At 72.7% G+C, this 20,394-nt stretch carries 16 protein-coding genes; 10 read left to right on the forward strand and 6 right to left on the reverse strand.

Annotation, left to right across the window (positions count from 1 at the left end):
- The 5 genes from OHQ87_RS16050 to OHQ87_RS16070 form a co-directional block, all read right to left on the reverse strand.
- Entirely contained in the window at positions 1 to 1,047 is a 1,047-nt protein-coding gene (locus OHQ87_RS16050) for a LacI family DNA-binding transcriptional regulator (RefSeq protein WP_328338668.1), read from the reverse strand.
- Between the two features lie 92 nt (positions 1,048 to 1,139).
- Positions 1,140 to 2,573 (reverse strand): GH1 family beta-glucosidase, encoded by a 1,434-nt coding sequence (locus OHQ87_RS16055; RefSeq protein WP_328338669.1) that lies wholly within the window; start codon positions 2,571 to 2,573, stop codon positions 1,140 to 1,142.
- Positions 2,570 to 3,412 carry a carbohydrate ABC transporter permease gene (locus OHQ87_RS16060; protein WP_328338670.1) on the reverse strand — a complete coding sequence of 281 codons (843 nt, stop codon included), beginning with the start codon at positions 3,410 to 3,412 and terminating at the stop codon, positions 2,570 to 2,572. The genes OHQ87_RS16055 and OHQ87_RS16060 overlap by 4 nt, the downstream gene beginning before the upstream one ends.
- A 10-nt stretch (positions 3,413 to 3,422) precedes the next feature.
- Positions 3,423 to 4,391 (reverse strand): carbohydrate ABC transporter permease, encoded by a 969-nt coding sequence (locus OHQ87_RS16065; protein WP_328338672.1) that lies wholly within the window; start codon positions 4,389 to 4,391, stop codon positions 3,423 to 3,425.
- Between the two features lie 115 nt (positions 4,392 to 4,506).
- Positions 4,507 to 5,799, reverse strand: a complete 1,293-nt coding sequence (locus tag OHQ87_RS16070; RefSeq protein ID WP_328338674.1) for an ABC transporter substrate-binding protein — start codon at positions 5,797 to 5,799, stop codon at positions 4,507 to 4,509.
- A gap of 498 nt (positions 5,800 to 6,297) precedes the next feature.
- On the opposite strand from OHQ87_RS16070, the gene OHQ87_RS16075 reads away from it, so the two are divergent.
- A complete protein-coding gene (locus OHQ87_RS16075) occupies positions 6,298 to 7,083 on the forward strand; it encodes a pyrimidine reductase family protein (protein ID WP_328338676.1) in 786 nt (261 codons plus the stop codon).
- A 114-nt stretch (positions 7,084 to 7,197) separates the two neighbouring features.
- Here OHQ87_RS16075 and OHQ87_RS16080 read toward each other — a convergent pair whose 3' ends face one another.
- Positions 7,198 to 8,739, reverse strand: coding sequence for a M4 family metallopeptidase (locus OHQ87_RS16080; RefSeq protein WP_328338677.1), 1,542 nt, complete (start codon positions 8,737 to 8,739; stop codon positions 7,198 to 7,200).
- Between the two features lie 443 nt (positions 8,740 to 9,182).
- On the opposite strand from OHQ87_RS16080, the gene OHQ87_RS16085 reads away from it, so the two are divergent.
- The 9 genes from OHQ87_RS16085 (at position 9,183) to OHQ87_RS16125 (ending at position 20,392) form a co-directional block, all read left to right on the forward strand.
- A complete protein-coding gene (locus tag OHQ87_RS16085; RefSeq protein ID WP_328338678.1) occupies positions 9,183 to 10,943 on the forward strand; it encodes an ATP-binding protein in 1,761 nt (586 codons plus the stop codon).
- A 13-nt stretch (positions 10,944 to 10,956) separates the two neighbouring features.
- Positions 10,957 to 12,105: an exonuclease SbcCD subunit D gene (locus OHQ87_RS16090; protein ID WP_328338679.1), complete on the forward strand. Its 1,149-nt coding sequence runs from the start codon at positions 10,957 to 10,959 to the stop codon at positions 12,103 to 12,105.
- On the forward strand, positions 12,105 to 14,579 hold the full coding sequence (locus OHQ87_RS16095; protein ID WP_328338680.1) for an SMC family ATPase: 2,475 nt from the start codon (positions 12,105 to 12,107) through the stop codon (positions 14,577 to 14,579). Before OHQ87_RS16090 ends, OHQ87_RS16095 begins: the two co-directional genes overlap by 1 nt.
- Positions 14,580 to 14,699: 120 nt before the next feature.
- The gene (locus OHQ87_RS16100) at positions 14,700 to 15,668 is read left to right on the forward strand and encodes a hypothetical protein (RefSeq protein WP_328338681.1); all 969 of its coding nucleotides are present in this window, start codon (positions 14,700 to 14,702) and stop codon (positions 15,666 to 15,668) included.
- 55 nt (positions 15,669 to 15,723) lie between these two features.
- The gene (locus OHQ87_RS16105) at positions 15,724 to 16,581 is read left to right on the forward strand and encodes a spermidine synthase (protein ID WP_328338683.1); all 858 of its coding nucleotides are present in this window, start codon (positions 15,724 to 15,726) and stop codon (positions 16,579 to 16,581) included.
- Between the two features lie 82 nt (positions 16,582 to 16,663).
- The gene (locus OHQ87_RS16110) at positions 16,664 to 17,368 is read left to right on the forward strand and encodes a sigma-70 family RNA polymerase sigma factor (protein ID WP_328338685.1); all 705 of its coding nucleotides are present in this window, start codon (positions 16,664 to 16,666) and stop codon (positions 17,366 to 17,368) included.
- Positions 17,365 to 18,144: an anti-sigma factor family protein gene (locus tag OHQ87_RS16115; protein WP_328338687.1), complete on the forward strand. Its 780-nt coding sequence runs from the start codon at positions 17,365 to 17,367 to the stop codon at positions 18,142 to 18,144. Before OHQ87_RS16110 ends, OHQ87_RS16115 begins: the two co-directional genes overlap by 4 nt.
- 208 nt (positions 18,145 to 18,352) lie before the next feature.
- Positions 18,353 to 19,033, forward strand: coding sequence for a COG4315 family predicted lipoprotein (locus OHQ87_RS16120; RefSeq protein WP_328338688.1), 681 nt, complete (start codon positions 18,353 to 18,355; stop codon positions 19,031 to 19,033).
- A gap of 438 nt (positions 19,034 to 19,471) precedes the next feature.
- Positions 19,472 to 20,392 (forward strand): DNA-3-methyladenine glycosylase family protein, encoded by a 921-nt coding sequence (locus OHQ87_RS16125; protein ID WP_328338689.1) that lies wholly within the window; start codon positions 19,472 to 19,474, stop codon positions 20,390 to 20,392.
- The last annotated feature ends 2 nt before the right edge of the window (positions 20,393 to 20,394 follow it).

Below are 20,394 nucleotides of genomic sequence, written 5' to 3' on the forward strand. Positions count from 1 at the left end.
TCAGGTGGAGGCACGCTGGATGAGCTCGGTGTCCAGCAGCAGCTGCGGGGTGGGCACGTCCTCGCCCCGGATCCGGGCCACCAGCAGGCGGGCCATCTGCCGACCCATCTCCTCCACCGGCTGGAAGACAGTGGTCAGCGGCGGATCGGCCTGCTGGGCGACCGGGGAGTCGTCGAAGCCGATGATCGCGACGTCCTCGGGCACCCGACGGCCCGCCTCGCGCAGCGTGCGCAGCGCACCGAAGGCCATCAGGTCGGAGGCGACGAAGACGGCGTCCAACTCGGGGCAGGCCTCCAGCAGCCGTTTCATGCAGGCCGCGCCGCTGCCCTCGCTGAAGTCCCCGTACGCGATCATGCGGGGGTCGAGCCCACCGATGGTGGCCTCCACGGCCTCCCGGTAGCCGACCAGCCGGGCCAGGCCGGCGCCCATGTCCTGTGGGCCGGCGATGGTGGCGATCCGCCGGCGGCCCCGCCGCGCCAGGTGCTGCACCGCGTTGCGGGCACCGCCGACGTTGTCGACGTCGACGAACCAGGACGGCCGGGCGCCGTGGCGCAGCATCCGGGCCGGTCGGCCGCCGAGCACGGTGGGCAGGTCGCGCTCCTCCAGCAGGGTGGGCAGCGGGTCGGAGTCGTGCAGCGACAGCAGCAGGACCCCGTCGACGTGCTGGTTGGTCAGGTGGTTCTCGACCCGTTCCCGTTCGATCGGGGACTGCACCATGGCGAGCCAGAGTTGCAGCGGCGTCTCCAGCAGGCCGGAGCTGACGCCCCGGACGATGCCGGCGAAGAACGGCTCGGTGAAGACCCGCTCCCCCGACTCGGAGACCACCAGGGCCACCGAGTCGGTCCGCTGGGTGACCAGGGCCCGGGCCGCCCGGTTCGGGACGTACCCCAGCTCGGCGATGGCCTGCTGGACGGCGGCCCGCGCCTCCGGACTGACCTGGGGTGAGCCGTTGACCACCCGGGAGACCGTGCCCCGCCCGACACCCGCGCGGGCGGCGACCGCGTCGAGGGTCGGGCGCCCGAGTGACCGGGTGCGTTGCGTTGTCATCGTCTGCTCCTCCGACGTCGGACGGTCCCCGCCGGCCGCCCCCGGGGGTGGGCGGCGCGGCGGGGCCGTCCGGAATGCTGGCTGGCCTCTGCCTATTGTGCGGCCAGACCGTTGCGTCGGATCACCTCGGCGTACCACCTGGCGCTGGACTTGGGAATCCGGGCCTGGGTCTCGTAGTCGATCCAGACCATCCCGAAGCGCTTGGTGTAGCCCCAGGCCCACTCGAAATTATCCATCAGCGACCAGGCGAAGTAGCCCCGCAGGGGCACTCCCGCCGCGATCGCCTCGTGCGAGGCCCGCAGGTGGGCGTCGAAGTACGCCAACCGGTCGACGTCGTCGACCCGACCGTCCTGCACCGTGTCGACGAAGGCCGAGCCGTTCTCGGTCACGTAGAGCGGCAGGTCGGTGTACTCCTCGTGCACCCGGCGCAGCGTCTCCACCAGGCCCGGGGCGTCGATCTCCCAGTCCATGTCGGTGACCGGGACGCCCCGGGTGACGAACCGGACGTCCTCGCTGCCCGGCCAGCAGGACGGCGCCCGCCAGTACTTCTCCGGCTCCTCGCCGGGCACCGGCGCGGCCACCACGTGCCGGCTGTAGTAGTTGACGCCGACCAGGTCCAGCGGGGTGGAGATGATCTCCAGGTCGCCGTCGCGGACGTGCCCGAAGTCGGTCAGCCCGCTCAGGTCGGCGGTCAGGTCCGCCGGGTACGACCCGCGCAGCAGCGGGTCGAGGAAGAACCGGTTGGCCAGCCCGTCGATCCGGCGGGCGGCGTCGACGTCGGCGGGCGCGTCGCTGGCCGGGGTGACCGGGTAGAGGTTGACCGTCACGCCGAGCTGGGCCTGCGGCAGCTTCGCCCGCAGGGCCTGCACGGCGAGCCCGTGCCCGAGCATGAGGTGGTGCCCGGCCCGGACCGAGTCCGCCCCGTCGGAGCGGCCGGGGGCGTGCGCCCCGGAGCCGTACCCGAGGAAGGCCGAGCACCACGGCTCGTTGAGCGTGGTCCAGTACTTCACCCGGTCACCGACGGCGTCCGCGAGCAGCGACGCGTAGTCGGCGAACCGGGCGGCGGTGTCCCGGGCCGGCCAGCCGCCGGCGTCCTCAAGCGGCTGGGGAAGGTCCCAGTGGTAGAGGGTGAGCCACGGCTCGATGCCGTTGGCCAGCAGCTCGTCGACGAGTCGCCGGTAGAAGTCCAGGCCCTCCTGGTTGGCCGCACCGGAACCACCGGGCTGCACCCGGGGCCAGGAGACCGAGAACCGGTACGACTTCAGGCCCAGCTCGGCCATCAGCCGCACGTCGTCGGGCATCCGGTGGTAGTGGTCGCAGGCCACGTCGCCGGTGTGCCCGGCGACCACCCGCCCCTCGGTGTGACTGAACGTGTCCCAGATCGACGGGGTCCGGCCACCCTCGGCGGCGGCCCCCTCGATCTGGTACGCGGCGGTCGCCGCGCCCCACAGGAAGCCGGGCGGGAAGGTCAGTTCCGGCCCCTGGTCGAGTACGCCGACAGCGGGCGGGTGGGTCGGGTTGCTCACGACTTGACGGCGCCTTCCATGATGCCGCCGATGATCTGGCGGCCGAACAGGATGAACACGATCACCAACGGCACGGTGCCGACGGCGGTCGCGGCGAACACCTGCGAGTAGTCGGTGTAGTAGGCGTAGGACAGGAACGCCAGCGACACCTGCAGGGTCGGGTTCTCGGGGGTGAGCACGGCGTACGGCCACAGGTAGGAGTTCCAGGTCTCCATGAAGGTGAGCAGGCCGAGCACGGCGGCGGCGGGGCGCAGCGCCGGCAGCACGATGTTCCAGAAGATCCGGAAGGTGCTGGCGCCGTCGACCCGGCCGGCCTCGATCAGCTCGTCGGAGATGGCCTGGATGGCGTACTGCCGCATCATGAACACGCCGAAGGCACTGACCAGGAAGGGCACGGTCACCGCGAGGAGGGTGTCGTACCAGCCGAAGTCCTGGATCATGCCCCAGAGCGGGATCAGGCCGAGCTGGGTCGGGATCATCATGGTCACGATGATCGTCAGCAGCAGGGCGTTGCGGCCCCGGAACCGCAGCTTGGCGAAGGCGAACCCGGCCAGTGACCCGGTGATCACCACCGAGACGGTGACCACCGCGGAGACGATCACCGAATTGAGCAGGCCGGTGAGGAAGTTCGCCGCCGGATTGTCGAGCACCCGCCCGAAGTTCGCGCCGAACTCGCCGGCCGGGGTGAACGGCGGCGGCACGTCGTTGATCTGGTCGAGGCTGCGGGTGGCGATGACCACCATGTAGTAGAAGGGGTAGACCGAGAAGAGCACCGCGACGACGAGCGCGATGTAGAGCAGCGGGCTGGTGCGCCAGAGGCGCTGGGATGCCTGGTTCACGGCGCGGTCCTCACTTCACCGAACGGCGGACGAGCAGGAAGTTCACCAGCGAGACCAGGGCGATCATGACGAACATCGCCCAGGCCACCGCGGCGCCGTAGCCGGCGGTGCTGAGGTTCTCGATGCCGAGCTCGTACATGTACATCGCCAGGGTCTGGAACTCGCGCTGGTCGCCACCGATGATGTTGCCGTTGGCGAAGACCAGCGGCTCGGTGAAGAGCTGGAGCCCACCGATGGTGGAGAGGGTGACCACGAAGACGAAGGTCGGGGTCAGCATCGGCAGGGTGATCTTCCAGAACTGCTTCCACTGGTTGGCGCCGTCGATCGCGGCTGCCTCGTAGAGGTCCTTCGGGATGGCCTGCATGCCGGCCAGCAGGATCAGCGTGTTGTAGCCGGTCCACCGCCAGTTCACCATCGAGGCGATGGCCGTCCAGGAGCTCCACTTCTGGGCGTCCCAGTCGACCGCGTCGACCCCGACCAGGCTGAGCATCCAGTTGATCAGGCCGAAGTCGCGCTGGAAGAGCATGCCGAAGACGATCGCCACGGCGGCCACGGAGACCACGTTGGGCATGAAGATGGCCATCCGGAACAGCGTCCGGGCCCGCAGGAAGGTGCGGTTGAGCATGGTGGCCAGGAAGAGCGCCAGGAGCAGCTGCGGAATCGTCGACAGGAAGAAGATGCCGAACGTGTTGATCGTGGCGTTCCAGAAGTACTCGTCGCCGAACAGCCGGGTGTAGTTGTCGAACCCGATGAAGGTGTGGTCGCCGATGAGGTTCCAGTCGTGCAGCGACATCCACGCGGTGCGCAGCATCGGGTAGAACCCGAAGATGCCGAAGATCACGAAGAACGGGGCGATGTAGAGGTAGGGCGAGAGCTTGAGGTCGAGGCGGTTCAGGGTGATCGCCCGGCTGCGCCGCCGGGGAGGTGTGGGAGGTGGTGCGCTGGGCGACGGCGGTGCCGTCGTGGCCGAGAGGCTCATGCGGGGTCCTTTCCCGGCTCCGGCGGGGCCGGTGCGGCGGGCGGTACGTGCAACGGGACGCCGTTGGTGGCGCCCGGGACATGCCCGGACGCCACCGCCGGTGGTGGTGCAGTGATCAGAAGGCGCCCTGGGTCTTGGCGTCCTTTTGGAACTGCTCCCAGGCCTTGTCCTTGGGGGACTGCCCGTTCTCGTACGAGCGCAGCGCCGGCTCGAACGCGTTCTCCTTGATCGCCTGGTGCTTCGGGCCGAGGTGCAGCGGCTGGATCTTCTCGACGCTCTCGCCGAAGATCTTGCCGGTCGGCGCGCCGCTGAAGTACTCGTTGGTGTAGCCGGTGAAGTCCGGGTTCTTCAGCGCCTCGAGGTTGGTCGGCAGCGGGCCCTTGAGCTTGAACGCCTCGACCTGGCTCTTCGCGTTGGTCAGGTACTCGGCGAGCTTCGCCGCCTCCTTGGGGAACTTGCTCTGGGTCGGCACGGCGAGCCAGGAGCCGCCCCAGTTGCCCGCGCCGCCGGGAACCGGCGCGACGTCCCACTTGCCCTTGTTCTCCGGCCCGGAGTTGTCGGCGACGATACCGAGCATCCACGACGGGCAGAAGGTGGCCGCGAAGGTGCCCTGCTTGAAGCCGGCGGACCACTCGGGCGACCAGGTGGCGCTCTTCGAGGAGATCTTCGCGTCGGACATCGCGACAGCGGTGTCCCACGCGGTCTTCACCGCCGCGCTCTTGTCGGCGACGACGTTGTCCTCCTTGTCGTAGAACAGGTCACCGCCCTGCTGGACCATGACCGCGCTGGCCGCGGTGGTGACCGAGTCGATCAGGCCCTTGTTGGTGGCGGCCCGGTACTTCTTGCCGGTCTCGATGAAGGCGTTCCAGTCCGGCCAGAGCGCCGCCACCTGGTCCCGCTCGGTCGGCAGCTTGGCCGCGGCGAACAGGTCCTTGCGGTAGCAGACCGCCAGGCTGCCGACGTCGGTGGGCAGGCCGATCAGCCGGCCGTCCGCCGCCTTGCCCAGCTCCCACTTCCACGGCAGGTATTCCTTGCTGTGGTCGGCGATCAGCGGCGCCAGGTCGGCCCAGTTGGCCGGGTTCGTCTTGAACTCGTTGAGGATGCCCTCTTCGAGCGCGGTCACGTCCGCCGCACCCTTGCCGGTGGCCAGCGCCCGGACCACCTTCGGCCGGTACTCGTTGAGCTGCGCGGTCTTGCGCAGCTCAACCTTGATGCCGGTGTCCTTCTCGTACTGCTTGACGATCTCGTCATATCCGAACTCGCCGAAGGTGTCCACGACCAGCTTGCTGGGCTTGCCGCCGGACTCCTTGGCGTCGTCGTCCTTGCCGCAGGCCGCGAGTCCGCCGATGGCGGTTACCGCGGCCAGGGCGGCGACCGCGAAGCGGTTACGCCGCGTGGTGACGCTCATCCTGACCCCTTTTCGATGGTGAGGCTGGGTGGGTGTGGTGGGGGGTGCCGTAGCGCGTCCCGGGCCGGCCCGACGTCGGCCGCCGGTCGGTCGGAGGTGGTCTCGGGTGATCCGCACCACGCCCTTGGGAACGCTCCCATGAGATTGCCGGGAGGTGTCGGGGGTGTCAATAGACAGTTGGGAGCGTTCCCAGATCGTTACCAGCTATCGCGTTTATCTCACTCGATATGATGACCGGGACGCGGTGCCCGGGCTGGCGGGGGCCAGCCGAAACGGCTCAGCATGATGGTCGCGGCCGCCGCCGGACCCGGTGCGGGCCACCTTCAGCGGGAAGATCCGACGCGGCACGCCGACCACTCCACCCACCGCATAGGCTGCCGGCATGATCTGCCGAGCGTGCCGGCAGCGGCGGCACGACGACTGCCCGGGCCGGAAGTGGTGCGACTGTCAGCACCGTACCCCCGCGCCCACCCCGCCGGTCACCGGTCCGGCCGGCGAATGAGCGCCGGGATGCCGATCTGGCGGGTCTGGCCCACGCCAGCCACCGGACAGCTGGACGACGCCGACCTGACCGCGCTCTACGCCCGCGCCGACACCCCCCGGTTGCGGGTGAACTTCGTCGCCAGCGCCGACGGCGCGGTCACCGTGGACGGTTACTCCGCCGGCCTCTCCGGTGAGCCGGACAAGCGGGTCTTCGGCCTGCTCCGGATGCAGTGCGACGGGCTGCTGGTGGCCGCCGGCACGCTACGGCACGAGGGCTACCGGGCGGTCCGGCTGGACGCGCCCCGCCGGGCCTGGCGACGCGCACACGGGCTGGCCGAGTACCCGACACTGGCGGTCGTCTCCGGGTCGCTGCGGCTCGACCCCGCCCAGGCCGCCTTCGCCGACGCCCCGGCACGCCCGGTGGTGTTGACCACCGAGACGGCGGTGGCGCCCCCGGGGCTCGCCGACGTCGTCGACCTGGTCCGGGTCGGCCGGGACGCCGTCGACCTCGCCGCCGGCCTGGCCGCGCTGCGCCGACGGGGGTTGGGCCAGCTGCTCTGTGAGGGCGGTCCACAGCTGTTCGGCGCGCTCACCACGGCCGATCTCGTCGACGAACTCTGCCTGACCGTCGCCCCGCTGCTGGCCGGGGCCGGTCCGGGGCGGATCACCGCCGGTCCGGACAGCCCACCCCGCTCGCTGCCGCTGCGACACGCGCTGGCCGCCGCGGACGGCGTACTCATGCTGCGCTATGCCCGCGACGTGCCCGGCCCCCCGCCGGCCGGGGCCGCGCCCGCCGGCTGATCAGCTCCACGGCCCCCGTGCGTGACGAGGGGCGTGGGCACCTGCCCACGCCCCTCGTCACGCACGGAAGGGGCCGGCGGCGACGGAGAAGGAGCCGTCGCCGCCGGCCCGGGATCAGCTGACGCTCACGGCCGCCCAGGCGGCGGCGACCGTCTTGTACTCGGTGCTCGTGGCGCCGTACAGGTCGGTCGCGGCCGACAGGGTCGCGGTACGGGCGCCCTTGTAGTTGGTGGTGGTGGTCATGTAGCGGGTCAGCGCCCGGTACCAGATCGCCCCGGCCTTGGTGTTGCCGATGCCGGCGACGGTGCTGCCGTTGCAGGTCGTGCTGGTGCCGTACGACGAGGTGCCGCTGCCCACGGCGAGCAGGTAGAAGAAGTGGTTCGCCACGCCCGAGGAGTAGTGCACGTCCAGCCGGCCGACGGAGCTGCTCCAGCAGTCCGCCGAACTGCCGTCCTTGGAGGGCTTGTCCATGTAGCGCAGCGGCACGCCGCTGCTGCGCAGCTTCTCCCCGATCAGGTAGTCACCCGGGTCCTTGGCGCTGCCGGCGGAGAACTCGACCAGGGTGCCGAAGATGTCGCTGGTCGCCTCGTTGAGGCCGCCGGACTCGCCGCTGTAGCGCAGCCCGGCGGTGTTGCTGGTGACACCGTGGGTCATCTCGTGCCCGGCCACGTCGAGCGAGGTCAGCGGGTACCAGCCGGACCCGCCGTCGCCGTAGGTCATGCAGAAGCAGGAGTCCTGCCAGAACGCGTTGGCGTAGTTGCTGCTGTAGTGCACCCGGCTGTACGCGCCGACGCCGTCGTTGCGGATGCCGTTGCGACCGTGCGCGCTCTTGTAGTAGTCCCAGGTCTTCTGCGCGCCGAAGGCGGCGTCGGCGGCGGCGGTCTGCCGGTTGGTCAGGGTGCCGTTGCCGAACACGTTGTTGGTGCTGGTGACCAGGGTGCCGGTGCCGCTGGTGCCGCCGTTGAGGTCGTAGGTGCGGTGGTTGCCCCGGGCCGGGTCGGCGAGCTGGTAGGTGCTGCCGGAGAGGTTGCTGCCGACCGAGACCGTACCCGAGTGGTAGGTGTTGCCGGTGCCCTCGCGCTGCACCCCCTCCCACGAGTCGCGGACCGCGCCCGTGGTGGCGTCCACCAGGACGTGCAGCTCGCTCGGGGTGCCGTCGGCGTGCGTGCCGCCCACCACCACCTCGTAGGCGAGGGTGGTCGCGGTGTCGCCGGCGTCGAAGACGAGCTGGGTACCGGCGACGGAGCGACCGCCGGCGGTCGAGACGGCGGACGCGATCCGGCCGGCGGCGGCCTGGCTGACCTTGGCCTTCGGAGCGCGCTGCGGGGCACCCGCGAGGCGGTGGGTCGCACCCCGCCACGAGTCGCCCTTGCCGAGGTGGACGACCAGGTCGCCGCCGAGGACGGGCAGGCCGTCGGAGTAGCGGTTGAGCCGCACGTGCCGGGTGCCGTCGGCGTCGGTCACCACGTTGCGCGGGGTGAACGTCTGCCCGTCGGCGGCGAGTCCGGCTCCGGGGTGGGCCTTGAGCTGGGCGACGGCGCGGGCGAACGGGTCGGCGGAGCCGGCGGGAGCGGCGGTGGCCGCGGTGGGCACCGTGACGACGGTGGCCAGCAGGGCGGCCGTGGCGAGGCCGCTCATCAGGGGGGTTCGGCGCATCGGGGTTCTGCCTCCACAGGGACAGTCGGGGGGGTGCCGACTGACGGTGACCCGACGGTGGTGGACCGTGGGCCAGCCACATGTCCGCAGGTTACGGACGTGACGACCGGCATCGAAGGAAAGAAGATCCTCGATATCGGCTGTGGCTATTCTCAGCCCAACCGGCCCTCTTCTGTCACGCCTTGGCCCGAGATTTTTTCGGGGTATTTCCGTCACCCCCCGCCACCTGCCGAAACGACGTCACCCGCGGCCAACTTCTCGACCGACGGTGACGCCCCGGCCCCTGGGGGTCACCGGATCGGGGGCCGGGGCGCCGGCGGGCGGGCCCCCGACCGGCCGCCCGCCGGTGGCGTACGCCGCGTCGCGTGGCAACCTGTCGCACTCCTCGGGCAGGATGCAGGCGTGTGCCCTGACCGAGACGACCAGCTGACCGGAGCCCGCGGATGACCGACGACCGGATCGACGGCCGGATCGACAGCCCCGGCGAGCCCGTCGGCCGGGTGCTCGGCACCGCCGACGCCACCCCGTTGCAGTTCTGGACGGCCGTCTCGCCGGGCAGCTACCTCCAGCTCGACGACGTGGTGGTCACCCGCCGTGAGCTGCCCGACCGGGAACCGGTCACCATCGCCGGGGTGGTCACCCAGGTCCGGGCCCGGCACGAGGGCGCCCAGTTCGAGTCGGACGTCTTCGCCATCGCCGACGGCACCCTCCCCGCCCAGGTGCAGGAGGCCGCCGAGATCACCACCACCCGGGTCGACCCCGAGCTGTACGTGCCGCCCGCGCCGGGCGCGACGGTTTACCGGGCCGAGGGCGACGCCCGGGCCCGCGCCCTGCACTTCGACCGGATGGAGCGGCGGATCCCGATGGGGATGGGCCGCGACGGTGTCCCCGTCTACCTCAACGCCGACTTCCTCGACGGCAGCCGGGGGGCGCACGTCTCCATCTCCGGCATCTCCGGGGTGGCCACCAAGACCAGCTTCGCCACCTTCCTGCTCTACTCGGTCTTCCGCTCCGGGGTGCTGGGCGGCGACGCGGTCAACGCCAAGGCGCTGATCTTCAACGTCAAGGGCGAGGACCTGCTCTTCCTCGACCACCCCAACGCCCGCCTCGACGATCCCACCCGGGCCGCGTACGCCAAGTTGGGGCTGGCCGCCGGCGCCTTCCCCGACGTGCGGGTGTACGCCCCGCCCCGGGTCGGTGACGCCGCCGGCACCCCGGACGTGAGCAGCCGGCTCACCGGTGTGGACGCCTTCTACTGGACGCTCAGCGAGTTCTGCGCCGACCGGCTCCTGCCGTACGTCTTCGCCGACGCCGACGACGAACGCCAGCAGTACACGATGGTGGTCCACTCGGTCACCGCCCACCTGGCCCGCTACGCCCAGCCCGCCGACGGTGGGGTCAGCGTCGACGGGGTGCGGCTCGGCTCCTACGCCGACCTGGTCGACCACGTCGTCGAGCAGCTCAACGACGACGAGACCCGCGGCGACTGGGCGGGCAGCGCGGTCGGCCTGGGCACCGTCAACGCCTTCGCCCGCCGGCTGATCGGCAGCAAGAAGGACCTGGGCCGGCTGATCCGGGGCGACCTGGCCACCCGCCGCCCGCACGCGATCAACACCGCCGAGAGCGCCCAGGTCACCGTGGTCGACCTGCACAACCTCCCGGACCGCGCGCAGCGCTTCGTGGTCGGCGTGACGCTGCGCGGCGAGTTCGAGCGCAAGGAGAAGGCCGGCACCGCCAAGCCGCTGCTCTTCGTCGTCCTCGACGAGCTGAACAAGTACGCCCCGCGCGAGGGCTCCTCCCCGATCAAGGAGGTGCTGCTCGACATCGCCGAGCGGGGCCGCTCGCTCGGGGTGATCCTGGTCGGCGCGCAGCAGACGGCGAGCGAGGTGGAGCGGCGGATCGTCACCAACTCGGCGATCCGGGTGGTGGGCCGGCTCGACCCGGCCGAGGCGTCCCGCCCGGAGTACGGCTTCCTCCCGCCGGCCCAGCGGCAACGCGCCCTGCTGGCCAAGCCGGGCACGATGTTCGTCAACCAGCCGGACATCCCGGTCCCGCTCTGCCTGGAGTTCCCCTTCCCGGCCTGGGCGACCCGGGTCTCCGAGGCCGGCCGGGCCCCGTCGGAGACGCTGCGTTCGATCACCGGCTCGATCGACCCGTTCGCCGTGGTCGGCTCGGGCGGTGCCGACGACGACATCCCGTTCTAGGGGGCTGGCAGCCATGAAGATCCTGCACACCTCCGACTGGCACGTCGGCAAGGTGCTCAAGGGACAGTCCCGGGCCGAGGAGCACAAGCAGGTACTGGCCGGGGTGATCGAGATCGCTAACGACGAGCGCCCCGACCTGGTCATCGTCGCCGGTGACCTGTACGACACGGCCGCACCCGGCCCGGAGGCGACCCGGCTGGTCACCCGGGCGTTGACCGCGCTGCGCCGGACCGGGGCCGACGTGGTGGCGATCGGCGGCAACCACGACAACGGCCAGGCCCTCGACGCGCTGCGCCCCTGGGCGGAGGCGGCCGGCATCACCCTGCGCGGCGGGGTCCGGGAAAATCCCGCCGAGCACGTCATCGACGGCGTCACCGCCGACGGCGAGCGCTGGCAGCTCGCCGCGCTGCCCTTCCTCTCCCAGCGGTACGCCGTCCGCGCGGTGGAGATGTACGACCTGACCGCCGCCGAGGCCACCCAGACGTACGCCGACCACCTCGGCCGGGTGCTGGCGAAGCTGACCGAGGGCTTCGGCGAGCCGGACCGGGTGCACCTGGTCACCGCCCACCTCACAGTGGTCGGGGCGACCACCGGTGGCGGCGAGCGGGACGCGCACACCGTGCTCGGCTACGCGGTGCCGGCGTCGGTCTTCCCGGGAACCGCGCACTACGTGGCCCTGGGGCACCTGCACCGGTCGCAGCGGGTGATCGGGCCGTGCCCGGTCCGCTACAGCGGCAGCCCGCTCGCTGTCGACTTCGGTGAGCAGGAGAACGTCTGCTCGGTGACGCTGGTCGAGGTGGGCGCGCACTCCGCCGCCCGGATCCGGGAGGTGCCGGTGGCGGCGGCGGTGCCGCTGCGCACGGTACGCGGCACCCTCGCCCAGCTCGCCGAGGCGTCCCCGCCGGAGGGCTGGCTGCGGGTGTTCGTCCGCGAGCAGCCCCGGGCCGGCCTGCGTGAGGAGGTGCAGGAGCTGTTCCCCCGCGCGTTGGAGATCCGGATCGACCCGGAGCTGTTGCCCACGCCGGGCAGCGGCACCCGGGTCGCCCAGCGGGCCGGCCGCTCCCCCCGCGAGCTGTTCGCCGACTACCTGGGCAGCCGGGGCCACGACGACGACGGGGTCCGGGACCTCTTCGACGAGCTGCTGGAGGAGGTGGACCGCTGATGCGACCGATGCGGCTGGACCTGGCCGGTTTCACCGTCTTCCGCGACGAGACCACTGTCGACTTCACCGACGCGGACTTCTTCGCCCTGGTCGGGCCGACCGGTTCGGGCAAGTCGACGGTGCTGGACGCGATCTGCTTCGTCCTCTACGGCTCGGTGCCGCGCTGGGGTGGCGCCCGGGGGTTGGCCAACGCGCTCGCCCCGTCGGCGGTGGAGGCCCGGGTCCGGTTGGTCTTCGAGTCGGCCGGCGACCGCTATGTGGCGACCCGGGTGGTCCGCCGGGACGGCCGGGGCACCGTCAAGACCGCCAACGCCGGGTTGCAGCTGATGCCGCCCGGGTTCGACATCACCAAGCTCGACACCGGGCTCAGCCCGGAGGATCTGGGCGAGGTGGTGGCGGGCACCCCGGCCGAGATGGAACAGGCCGTGCTGGACGCGGTCGGGCTGCCGTACGAGCAGTTCACCTCCTGCGTGGTGCTGCCGCAGGGGCAGTTCGCCGACTTCCTGCACGCCAAGCCGGCCACCCGGCAGCAGATCCTGGTCAACCTGCTCGGCCTCGGCGTCTACGAGAACGTGCAGAAGCGGGCCACCGAACGCGCAGGGCAGGCCGAGGCGAAGTTGGAGGCGGTCGCCCGGGTGCTCGGCGGGCTGACCGACGTCGACGACGAGACGTTTGCCAACGCCACCGCCCAGGTCGAGCGGATCCGTGAGCTGTCCGGGGCGGTCGCGGTGGCCGTACCGGAGCGGGAGCGGGCACGGGCGGCGGCGCGCGAGGCCACCGCGGCGCTGGCCGCGCTCGACGCCGATCTGGCCGGGCTGGCCGGGGTGCGCGCCCCGGCCGGGGTGGCCGAGGTGGCCCGCGCGGTGAGCACCGCACGGGAGGCGGTCGACGGGGCGGCCCGCACGGTGGCGCTGGCCGAGGAGCGGGAGGAGAAGCTGCGCGGCGAGTTGGCCGGCGCAGGCGACGAGAGCGCCCTGCGGCTGCTGCTGCGGGCGTACGCCGACGCGGAGCGGTTGACAGGCGAGGCGGACACCGTCCGGACGGCGCTGGACGCGGCGCGGGCCGCGCACGACGCGGCGGTCGCGGCGCTCGACGTCGCCCGGGAGGCCGCGGCGCGGGCCGAGGCCGAGCTGGAGGCGGCGTTCCGGGCGCACGAGGAGGCCAAGGCCACCGACCAGGCGGTCGCGTTGCGGGCGCACCTGGTCGACGGCGCGACCTGCCCGGTCTGCGCGCAGTCGGTGCCCCGGGTGCCGGCGATGCCGGCCGGCTCGGCGGTGGCCGCGGCGACCGCCGCCGGCAAGGCGGCGCGGGCGGCCAGCAAGGCCGCGCAGGCGCTTGTCGAGGAGCGGGACGCGGCGGCCCGGGAGCGGGACCGGACGCTGGTCCGGCTGCGGGCCCAGCACGACCAACTGCACGGCCGGTTGACCGAGTTGGCCGGGCAGCTCGCCGGGGCGGCCACCCCGGCGGCGCTGCGCGACCAGCTCGCCGAGCACGCCCGGCTGCGGCAGGCGCTGGACGAGGCGGCGGCGGGGGTACGGACCGGCCGGGACGCCGCCCGGCGGGCCCGGGGGGCTGCCGACACCGCCGAGGAGCGGCTACGGGCCGCCTGGCGGGACTTCGACGGCACCCGGGACGGGCTGGCCCGGTTCGGTCCACCGGCCGCCGACCGGGACGACGTGGCCGCCGCCTGGGCGACCCTGGTCGACTGGGCCGGTGCGCAGGCCAGAAAGCGACGGGTCGACCGGGACGGGCTGGTGGCCTCGGTGAGCGAGGCTCAGTCGGCCGCCGAGGCGGTCGAGGAACGGATCGACGGCCTGCTCACCGCCGCCGGGTTGCGCCCCGCCGACGACCCGGCGCAGGCGGTGGCGGTGGCCACCGAGCGGGCCGAGGCCGACCTGCGGCGGATCACCGAGCGCCGGGCGCAAGCCCTCCAGCTGCGGGAACAACGTGCCGAGCACGAGCGGCAGGCGCGCACGGCGCGGGCGCTGGCCGGGCACCTGCGGGCCAACAACTTCGAGCGTTGGCTGTTGGCCGAGGCGCTGGACCTGCTGGTCGACGGGGCCTCCCGGATCCTGCGGGAGCTGTCCCAGGGGCAGTACGACCTGGTCCACGACAAGGGCGAGTTCTTCGTGGTCGACCACCACGACGCGGGGCTGCGCCGGGGGGTACGGACGCTCTCCGGCGGGGAGACGTTCCAGGCGTCGCTGGCCCTGGCGTTGGCGCTGTCCGAGCAGCTCGCCGGGATGTCCACCACGGCGGCCAGCCTGGAGTCGATCGTGCTGGACGAGGGGTTCGGCACCCTCGACGCGGCCACCCTGGACATCGTCGCCGCGACCCTGGAGAGCCTGGCGGCCCGGGGTGACCGGATGGTCGGCGTGGTCACCCACGTGCCGGCGCTGGCCGAGCGGATCCCGGTGCGTTTCGAGGTCCGCAAGGACGCCCGCACCGCCCACGTCGAACGGACCGGCCGGTGAGCGCGAGGAGCGCAGCGCAGCGGAGCCCCGCAGTCGCGAACGAAAGGTCAGACCCGTGAGCGCGAGGAGCGCAGCGCAGCGGAGCCCCGCAGTCGCGAAGCCGGGGCGGGGGGCGGTGACGTGACCGGGCCGCAGCTCTTCGTGGACGCCTGGGATCCGTCCTACGGGGCGTCTTTCGAGGCGACCCCGGGCGGACCGGCCACGCCGAGCAGCGCCCAGGTCGACGCCGACGTGGAGCTACCGGCGGTGGACTGGCGGGCGATCGGCCCCCGTCTCGGGGTGGCCGCCCCGGCCGTGGTGCTGCTCGTCGACGGGGTACGTCGGATCGACGCCAGCGTGTGGACGGCCGAGGAGGACGGTGCCTCGTACCCGGGGATCGCCGCCTCGTACGCGGCCGGGGTGGTCCGCTGTGACCTGGAGCGCGGCGCGGCGGAGCTGGCCGGGGCCCGGGTGGGGCGGGGTCTGTTCACCGCCAGCCCGTCGGCGCAGGAGGTGACCTGCGGGCAGGTGCGCTACCCGGTGCACCGGGTCGGCGGGACCGGGGAGCTGAGCAAGCTGCCGGCGGCCGTGCAGGCCCCGTTGACCGCCTTGGAGGTGGCCGTCTCCGACGCCGTACGCACCGACGGGGACCTGCTGGTGGTGGACGGTCCGCTGCGCGCCCGCCGGCAGTTGCCACGCACCCTGGGTTACATCAAGACCCAGCACAGCCAGTACCTCGACGCCCGGCTCACCGCCGTGGTCACCGGGCTGGGCTCCGGGCAGCGGTCCCCGGTGTTCCGGCTCGGTACCGCCTGGGGTGGCTGGTCGTGGTATCTACGGCTGCCGGTGACGGTGGGTTCGCCGTGGGCCGGCATCGTCCGGTTGGAGTGCTCACCCGACCTCGCACCGCAGGACGCGATCGCGTTGGCCGACCTGTCGCTGGTCACCCTGCCCCGGTTCGCCTCCTCGCCGTACAAGGACCCGCGCGCACCGCAGAACCTGGTGCCGATCGCCGGGCTGGAACGGCGGCTGCGCGGGTTGCTGGGCGACGCACGGCTGCTGCACCGGGCGCTGACCATGGCCACCCGGAGCAGCGGGGCAGGCCGCTGATGGGCCACGATCGTGCGGGGTGCCGGACGGGCCTCGGTCACAAGGGGTGCCGCTGATGGGCCGCCGTCGGGGCGACGACCGGATCGTCGTGCCGGTCGACACGGGAAGGGCCGAACTGGTGCCGGATCCCGACCGACCGCGCTCGTGGACGCTGCTGCTCGACGACGCCCCGCAGTCGCACGTGGACCTGGCCGAACCGACGCACCTGGAGTTCGAGTACGTCCGGCGACTCGGTGCGGCGCTGGACCTGATCGCCCCGCCGGGCACCGCGCTGAGGGTGTTGCACCTGGGCGGCGGCGCGCTGACCCTGCCCCGGTACGTCCAGGCCACCCGGCCGGGGTCGACGCAGCGGGTGGCCGAGGTGGACGGCGCACTTGTCGAGCTGGTCCGTCGGGAGCTGCCCTGGCCTGCCGACCCCCGGCTGAAGGTACGGGTCGCCGACGCCCGGGCCACCCTGGAGTCCAGCCGCGACGCGTCGTACGACGTGGTGGTGGCCGACGTCTTCGCCGGTGCGCGTACCCCGGCCCACCTGACCAGCGCGGAGTACGCCGGGCAGGTGGCCCGGGTGCTCGCCCCCGGCGGCTGGTACCTGGCCAACCTGGCCGACGGTCCGCCGTTGCGACACACCCGCGCCCAGGTGGCCACGGTCCGGTCGGTGCTGCCCCGGGCCGCCCTGGTCGGCGACGCGGCCGTGCTGCGCGGGCGGCGGCACGGCAATCTGGTGCTGGTGGCGGGGCGGGTCGAGCCGCCGGTGCCGGAGCTGACCCGGCGCGCGGCCGGGGACTGGTTCCCGGGTCGGGTGCTGGCCGGCGACGAGTTGGACCGGTTCGCGGCCGGTGCCGCGGTGGTCACCGACGCGGACGCCACGGACTCGATTCCGCCCCCGCCCGGAATTTTTTCGGTCCGCCGTTGATCCGCAGCGAGGAGCCGTCCGTATCACCGGTCGGCGCCCTCCCCGTGGGCCCGCTGATGTCGGTGGACAGCAGGAGGTCTGGATGAGTGCGGTCGCGGCCGGCTTGCACGGTGAACTGGCCAGGCCAGGGTGGATGTTCGCCCGGGCCCAGCCGCAGTCCCGTGCCTCGAGGTCAAGCCGAGGGGTCGACGCCGGTCCCGCCGATCGCCAGAATGGCCCGGTGACTCCGCGATCGGCACCCGGGCGGCACCAGGCCCCGGCGGCGACGCCGGAGGCGAGCCACTCCGACCAGCTGGTCCGGCTGCTCTACGCCGAGCACGCCGGTCCGCTGCTGATGTTCGTGATGCGGTTGACCGGTGGTGACCGGCAGCGCGCCGAGGACATCGTCCAGGAGACGCTGCTGCGGGCCTGGCGCAACGCGCACCGGCTGGGCGTGCAGGGTCAGGGCTCGTTGCGGCCCTGGCTGGTCACGGTGGCCCGGCGGATCGCCATCGACGAGCACCGCAGCGAGCAGGCCCGCCCGCCGGAGACGTACGACCGGGATCTGACGGCGTTCGCCGAGGCGGACAGCACCGACCGGGTGCTGCGCACGATGACGGTGGCGGACGCCCTGCGGACGTTGAGCCAGTCGCACCGGGAGATCCTGGTGGCGACGTACTTCCGCGGCCGGACGGTGCCGGAGGCGGCCGAGGAGCTGGGCCTGCCGCTGGGCACCGCCAAGTCGCGGGTCTACTACGCGCTGCGCGCGCTGCGCACAGCCCTACAGGAGAGGGGGGTGACGGAATGAGCCGGGCCGACCACATGGATGTCGCCGCGTACGCGCTCGGCGTCCTGGACGTGCAGGACACCGAACGGTTCGAGGAGCACCTCGCGACCTGCTGGGCCTGTGCCGCCGAGTTGGAGACGATGGTCCCGGTGGTGGGGCTGCTCTCGGACATCGACGGCGAGACGATGATGGCGATGGAGCAGACCGCGACGGATCCGGCGCTGTTGGACCGTACCCTGGTCGCGGTCCGGACCCACCGGCGCAAGGCGCGGTTCCGGCAGGTGCTGTCGATGGCCGCCGCGGTGGTGGCGGTCGGCGCGCTCAGCGGCATCGGGGTGGCCACCTTCGGCGGTACGGGCGGCGACGGCCCGGTGATCGCCGAGCCGAGCCGGACCGCGCAGGTGGACGGGCCGGCGAGCCCGCAACCGACCCGGTCGGGGCCGGCGGTGGGCGGCACCGAGATCGAGGGCGACCAGTTCGACGCCACCGACGGCAGCACCGGGGTGAAGGCCACCATGTGGCTGGACAGCAAGGAGTACGGCACCTGGATCGGGTTCAACCTGACCCGGCTGCCCGGCCCGCGCACCTGCCGGCTGGTGGTGATCCGCAAGAACGACACCACCGAGGTGATCTCGACCTGGTCGGTGCCGGGGACCGGTTACGGCACCACCGCCAACCCGCAGGATCTCCAGTTGGAGGCGTCCACCTCGGCGCCCCGGGGTGAGATCGCGAAGTTGCAGGTGCAGTCGGTGGACGCCAGCGGGGTGGCGAGCCCGCTGGTCACCGTCGTCCCCTGAGACAACAACCGCCGAAACGGCGTCGGCCCGGACCCGGGCCGACGCCGTTTCGGCTTTTCCGGCTCGGAGTGTGCCTCTGCTGGCGCACACGTAGGGCGGACCGGAACAGTTCAACGATCCATATGTGAAATGCCCCACTGTCGATCGTTCAACCTTGACAGTGGACGCTCCGTACTACTCGGTGAACTGCCAAGAATGAGGAGGGCACGTGGCAAAGATCAAGCGGACGACCGTCATCGTCGCGAGCGCGGTGGTCGCACTTACGGCCTGCGCCCCCGCAGGTTACGACGGAGCGAACTCCAGCGCCGCCGAGCCGGTCGCCGTCGCCGCGGCCGAGCCCACCGCGGCGGTCGAGCCGGAGGCCTCGGCGTCTCCCGGTGCGCCAGGCGCCTCCGGCGCGCCCGCCGCCGACCAGGCGCCGCCGCCGGCAAACGTCCAGTTGACCGACCAGCTCGTCGGCAAGAAGATCGCCCGGATGGGCAACGTGGTGGTGGACCAGGAGGGATTCATCCTCTACCGCTTCGACAAGGACTCCGACGACCCGCCGTCGTCGAACTGCGTCGACAAGTGCGCGCAGGTCTGGCCGCCCGCGCTGACCGACGGCAACCCGCAGTTGCAGGGCGTCTCCGACGACAAGGTCGGCACCGTCACCCGACAGGACGGCACCCGCCAGATCACCATCGGTGGTTGGCCTGTCTACCGCTACATCGGCGACAAGAAGGCCGGCCAGTGGAAGGGCCAGGGCGTCGGTGGCACCTGGTTCGTGGTGGACCCGAACGGCAAGAAGAACCTGACCTGCCTGCCGACCGGCACCCCGAAGGCGGTCGCCCCGCCGGCGGCCGGTGACTCGGGCGGTTCGAGCAGCGGCGGCGGGGACTACACCTACTGATCCAAGCGTCAGCCGGGACACGGTGGCCGGTCGCAGCCGGGGAGGGCGCGGCCGGCCACCGTCACGGTTGCGGACCGTCGACGTACCGGCAGCGTCGTACGGTCCCGGTCGCGACGCCGGCCCCCCACCGGGCCGGCGTCGCGGTACCACCCGCCGGACCCTCCCCCACCAACCCCCGGAGCGGACGAGGGCGGTGCCGCGCCACACGCCAGCAGGCGCGGTACCGAAGGTCCCCCCAACCCCGCACCCACGGCCGCTCGGGCGGCCGGTCCGCTCCGGGATGGAGACACCGCCGACGTGTAAGAGCGTCGGCGGTGTCGTCCATTTCCACCCGGGTTCTGCGCCCGTCGCCGCTTCCGGGGCGGCACCCAGACCGACCGGGCAGGGCGCACGCCGGCCGGGCGGGGATCCCGCCGGGAAGCATGGCAGAGTGGCGGGGTGACCTGGGACGAGCCGGCGGCACGCCGGGTGCTGCGACCGTCGGCCGACTACCGGCTCAGCGCCTCGGTCCGGGCGCTCACCTTCAGCCCGTACGACCCGTGTGCGCGGATCGCCGCCGGCACCTTCTGGTGGGCCACCCGCACCCCCGCCGGACCGGCCACCCTCACCCTGCGCCCCGAGAGCGGCGACCTGATCGCCGAGGGCCACGGGCCGGGCGCCGACCGGGTCGTCGCGCAGGCCGACGCGATCGCCGGCCTGCGCGACGACCTGACCGGGTTCGCCGAGTTGGCTGCCGCGCATCCGCTGGTGGCCGAGCTGGCCGCCCGGCACCGGGGACTGCGGATGCCCGCCACCGGGCAGCTCTTCCCCCGGGTGCTCCGGGCCGTCTTCGAACAGAAGGTGACCGGCAAGGAGGCGTACCGGGCGTACGCGGCGACCGTGCGGCACTTCGCCGAGCCCGCCCCCGGGCCGTTCCAGCCGCTGCTGCTACCGCCCGACGCGGCCACCGTGGCGGCGACGCCGTACTGGGTGTTCCACCGGTTCGGGGTGGAGCAGCGCCGGGCCGACACGCTACGCCGGGCCGCCGCGCTGGCCGACCGGCTGGAACGCTGCGCCGACAGCGCCGAGGCGACCCGGCGGCTCACCGCGATCCCCGGCATCGGCCCGTGGACCGCCGCCGAGGTGGTCCGGATCGGGTACGGCGACCCGGACGCGGTGAGCGTCGGCGACTACCACCTGCCGAACACTGTGGCCTGGGCGCTCGCCGGTGAGGCGCGCGGCGACGACGCCAGGATGCTCGACCTGCTCGCCCCGTTCCGGGGGCACCGGGGGCGGGTCTGCCTGCTGCTGGCCGCCGCCGGCATCCAGGCGCCCCGGTTCGGCCCCCGGATGCCGATCCGCTCCTTCGCCCGCTTCTGAAT

The sequence above is a fragment of the Micromonospora sp. NBC_00421 genome (assembly GCF_036017915.1).
In the GTDB taxonomy this organism is placed as follows: Bacteria; Actinomycetota; Actinomycetes; order Mycobacteriales; family Micromonosporaceae; genus Micromonospora.

Excerpts from the sequence above, each read along its gene's own strand:
- OHQ87_RS16050 (WP_328338668.1), bottom strand. The coding sequence starts at position 1,047 with ATGACAACGCAACGCACCCGGTCACTCGGGCGCCCGACCCTCGACGCG.
- OHQ87_RS16065 (WP_328338672.1), bottom strand. The coding sequence starts at position 4,391 with ATGAGCCTCTCGGCCACGACGGCACCGCCGTCGCCCAGCGCACCACCT.
- OHQ87_RS16070 (WP_328338674.1), bottom strand. The coding sequence starts at position 5,799 with ATGAGCGTCACCACGCGGCGTAACCGCTTCGCGGTCGCCGCCCTGGCC.
- OHQ87_RS16075 (WP_328338676.1), top strand. The coding sequence starts at position 6,298 with ATGAGCGCCGGGATGCCGATCTGGCGGGTCTGGCCCACGCCAGCCACC.
- OHQ87_RS16080 (WP_328338677.1), bottom strand. The coding sequence starts at position 8,739 with ATGCGCCGAACCCCCCTGATGAGCGGCCTCGCCACGGCCGCCCTGCTG.
- OHQ87_RS16085 (WP_328338678.1), top strand. The coding sequence starts at position 9,183 with ATGACCGACGACCGGATCGACGGCCGGATCGACAGCCCCGGCGAGCCC.
- OHQ87_RS16090 (WP_328338679.1), top strand. The coding sequence starts at position 10,957 with ATGAAGATCCTGCACACCTCCGACTGGCACGTCGGCAAGGTGCTCAAG.
- OHQ87_RS16095 (WP_328338680.1), top strand. The coding sequence starts at position 12,105 with ATGCGACCGATGCGGCTGGACCTGGCCGGTTTCACCGTCTTCCGCGAC.
- OHQ87_RS16105 (WP_328338683.1), top strand. The coding sequence starts at position 15,724 with ATGGGCCGCCGTCGGGGCGACGACCGGATCGTCGTGCCGGTCGACACG.
- OHQ87_RS16110 (WP_328338685.1), top strand. The coding sequence starts at position 16,664 with ATGAGTGCGGTCGCGGCCGGCTTGCACGGTGAACTGGCCAGGCCAGGG.
- OHQ87_RS16115 (WP_328338687.1), top strand. The coding sequence starts at position 17,365 with ATGAGCCGGGCCGACCACATGGATGTCGCCGCGTACGCGCTCGGCGTC.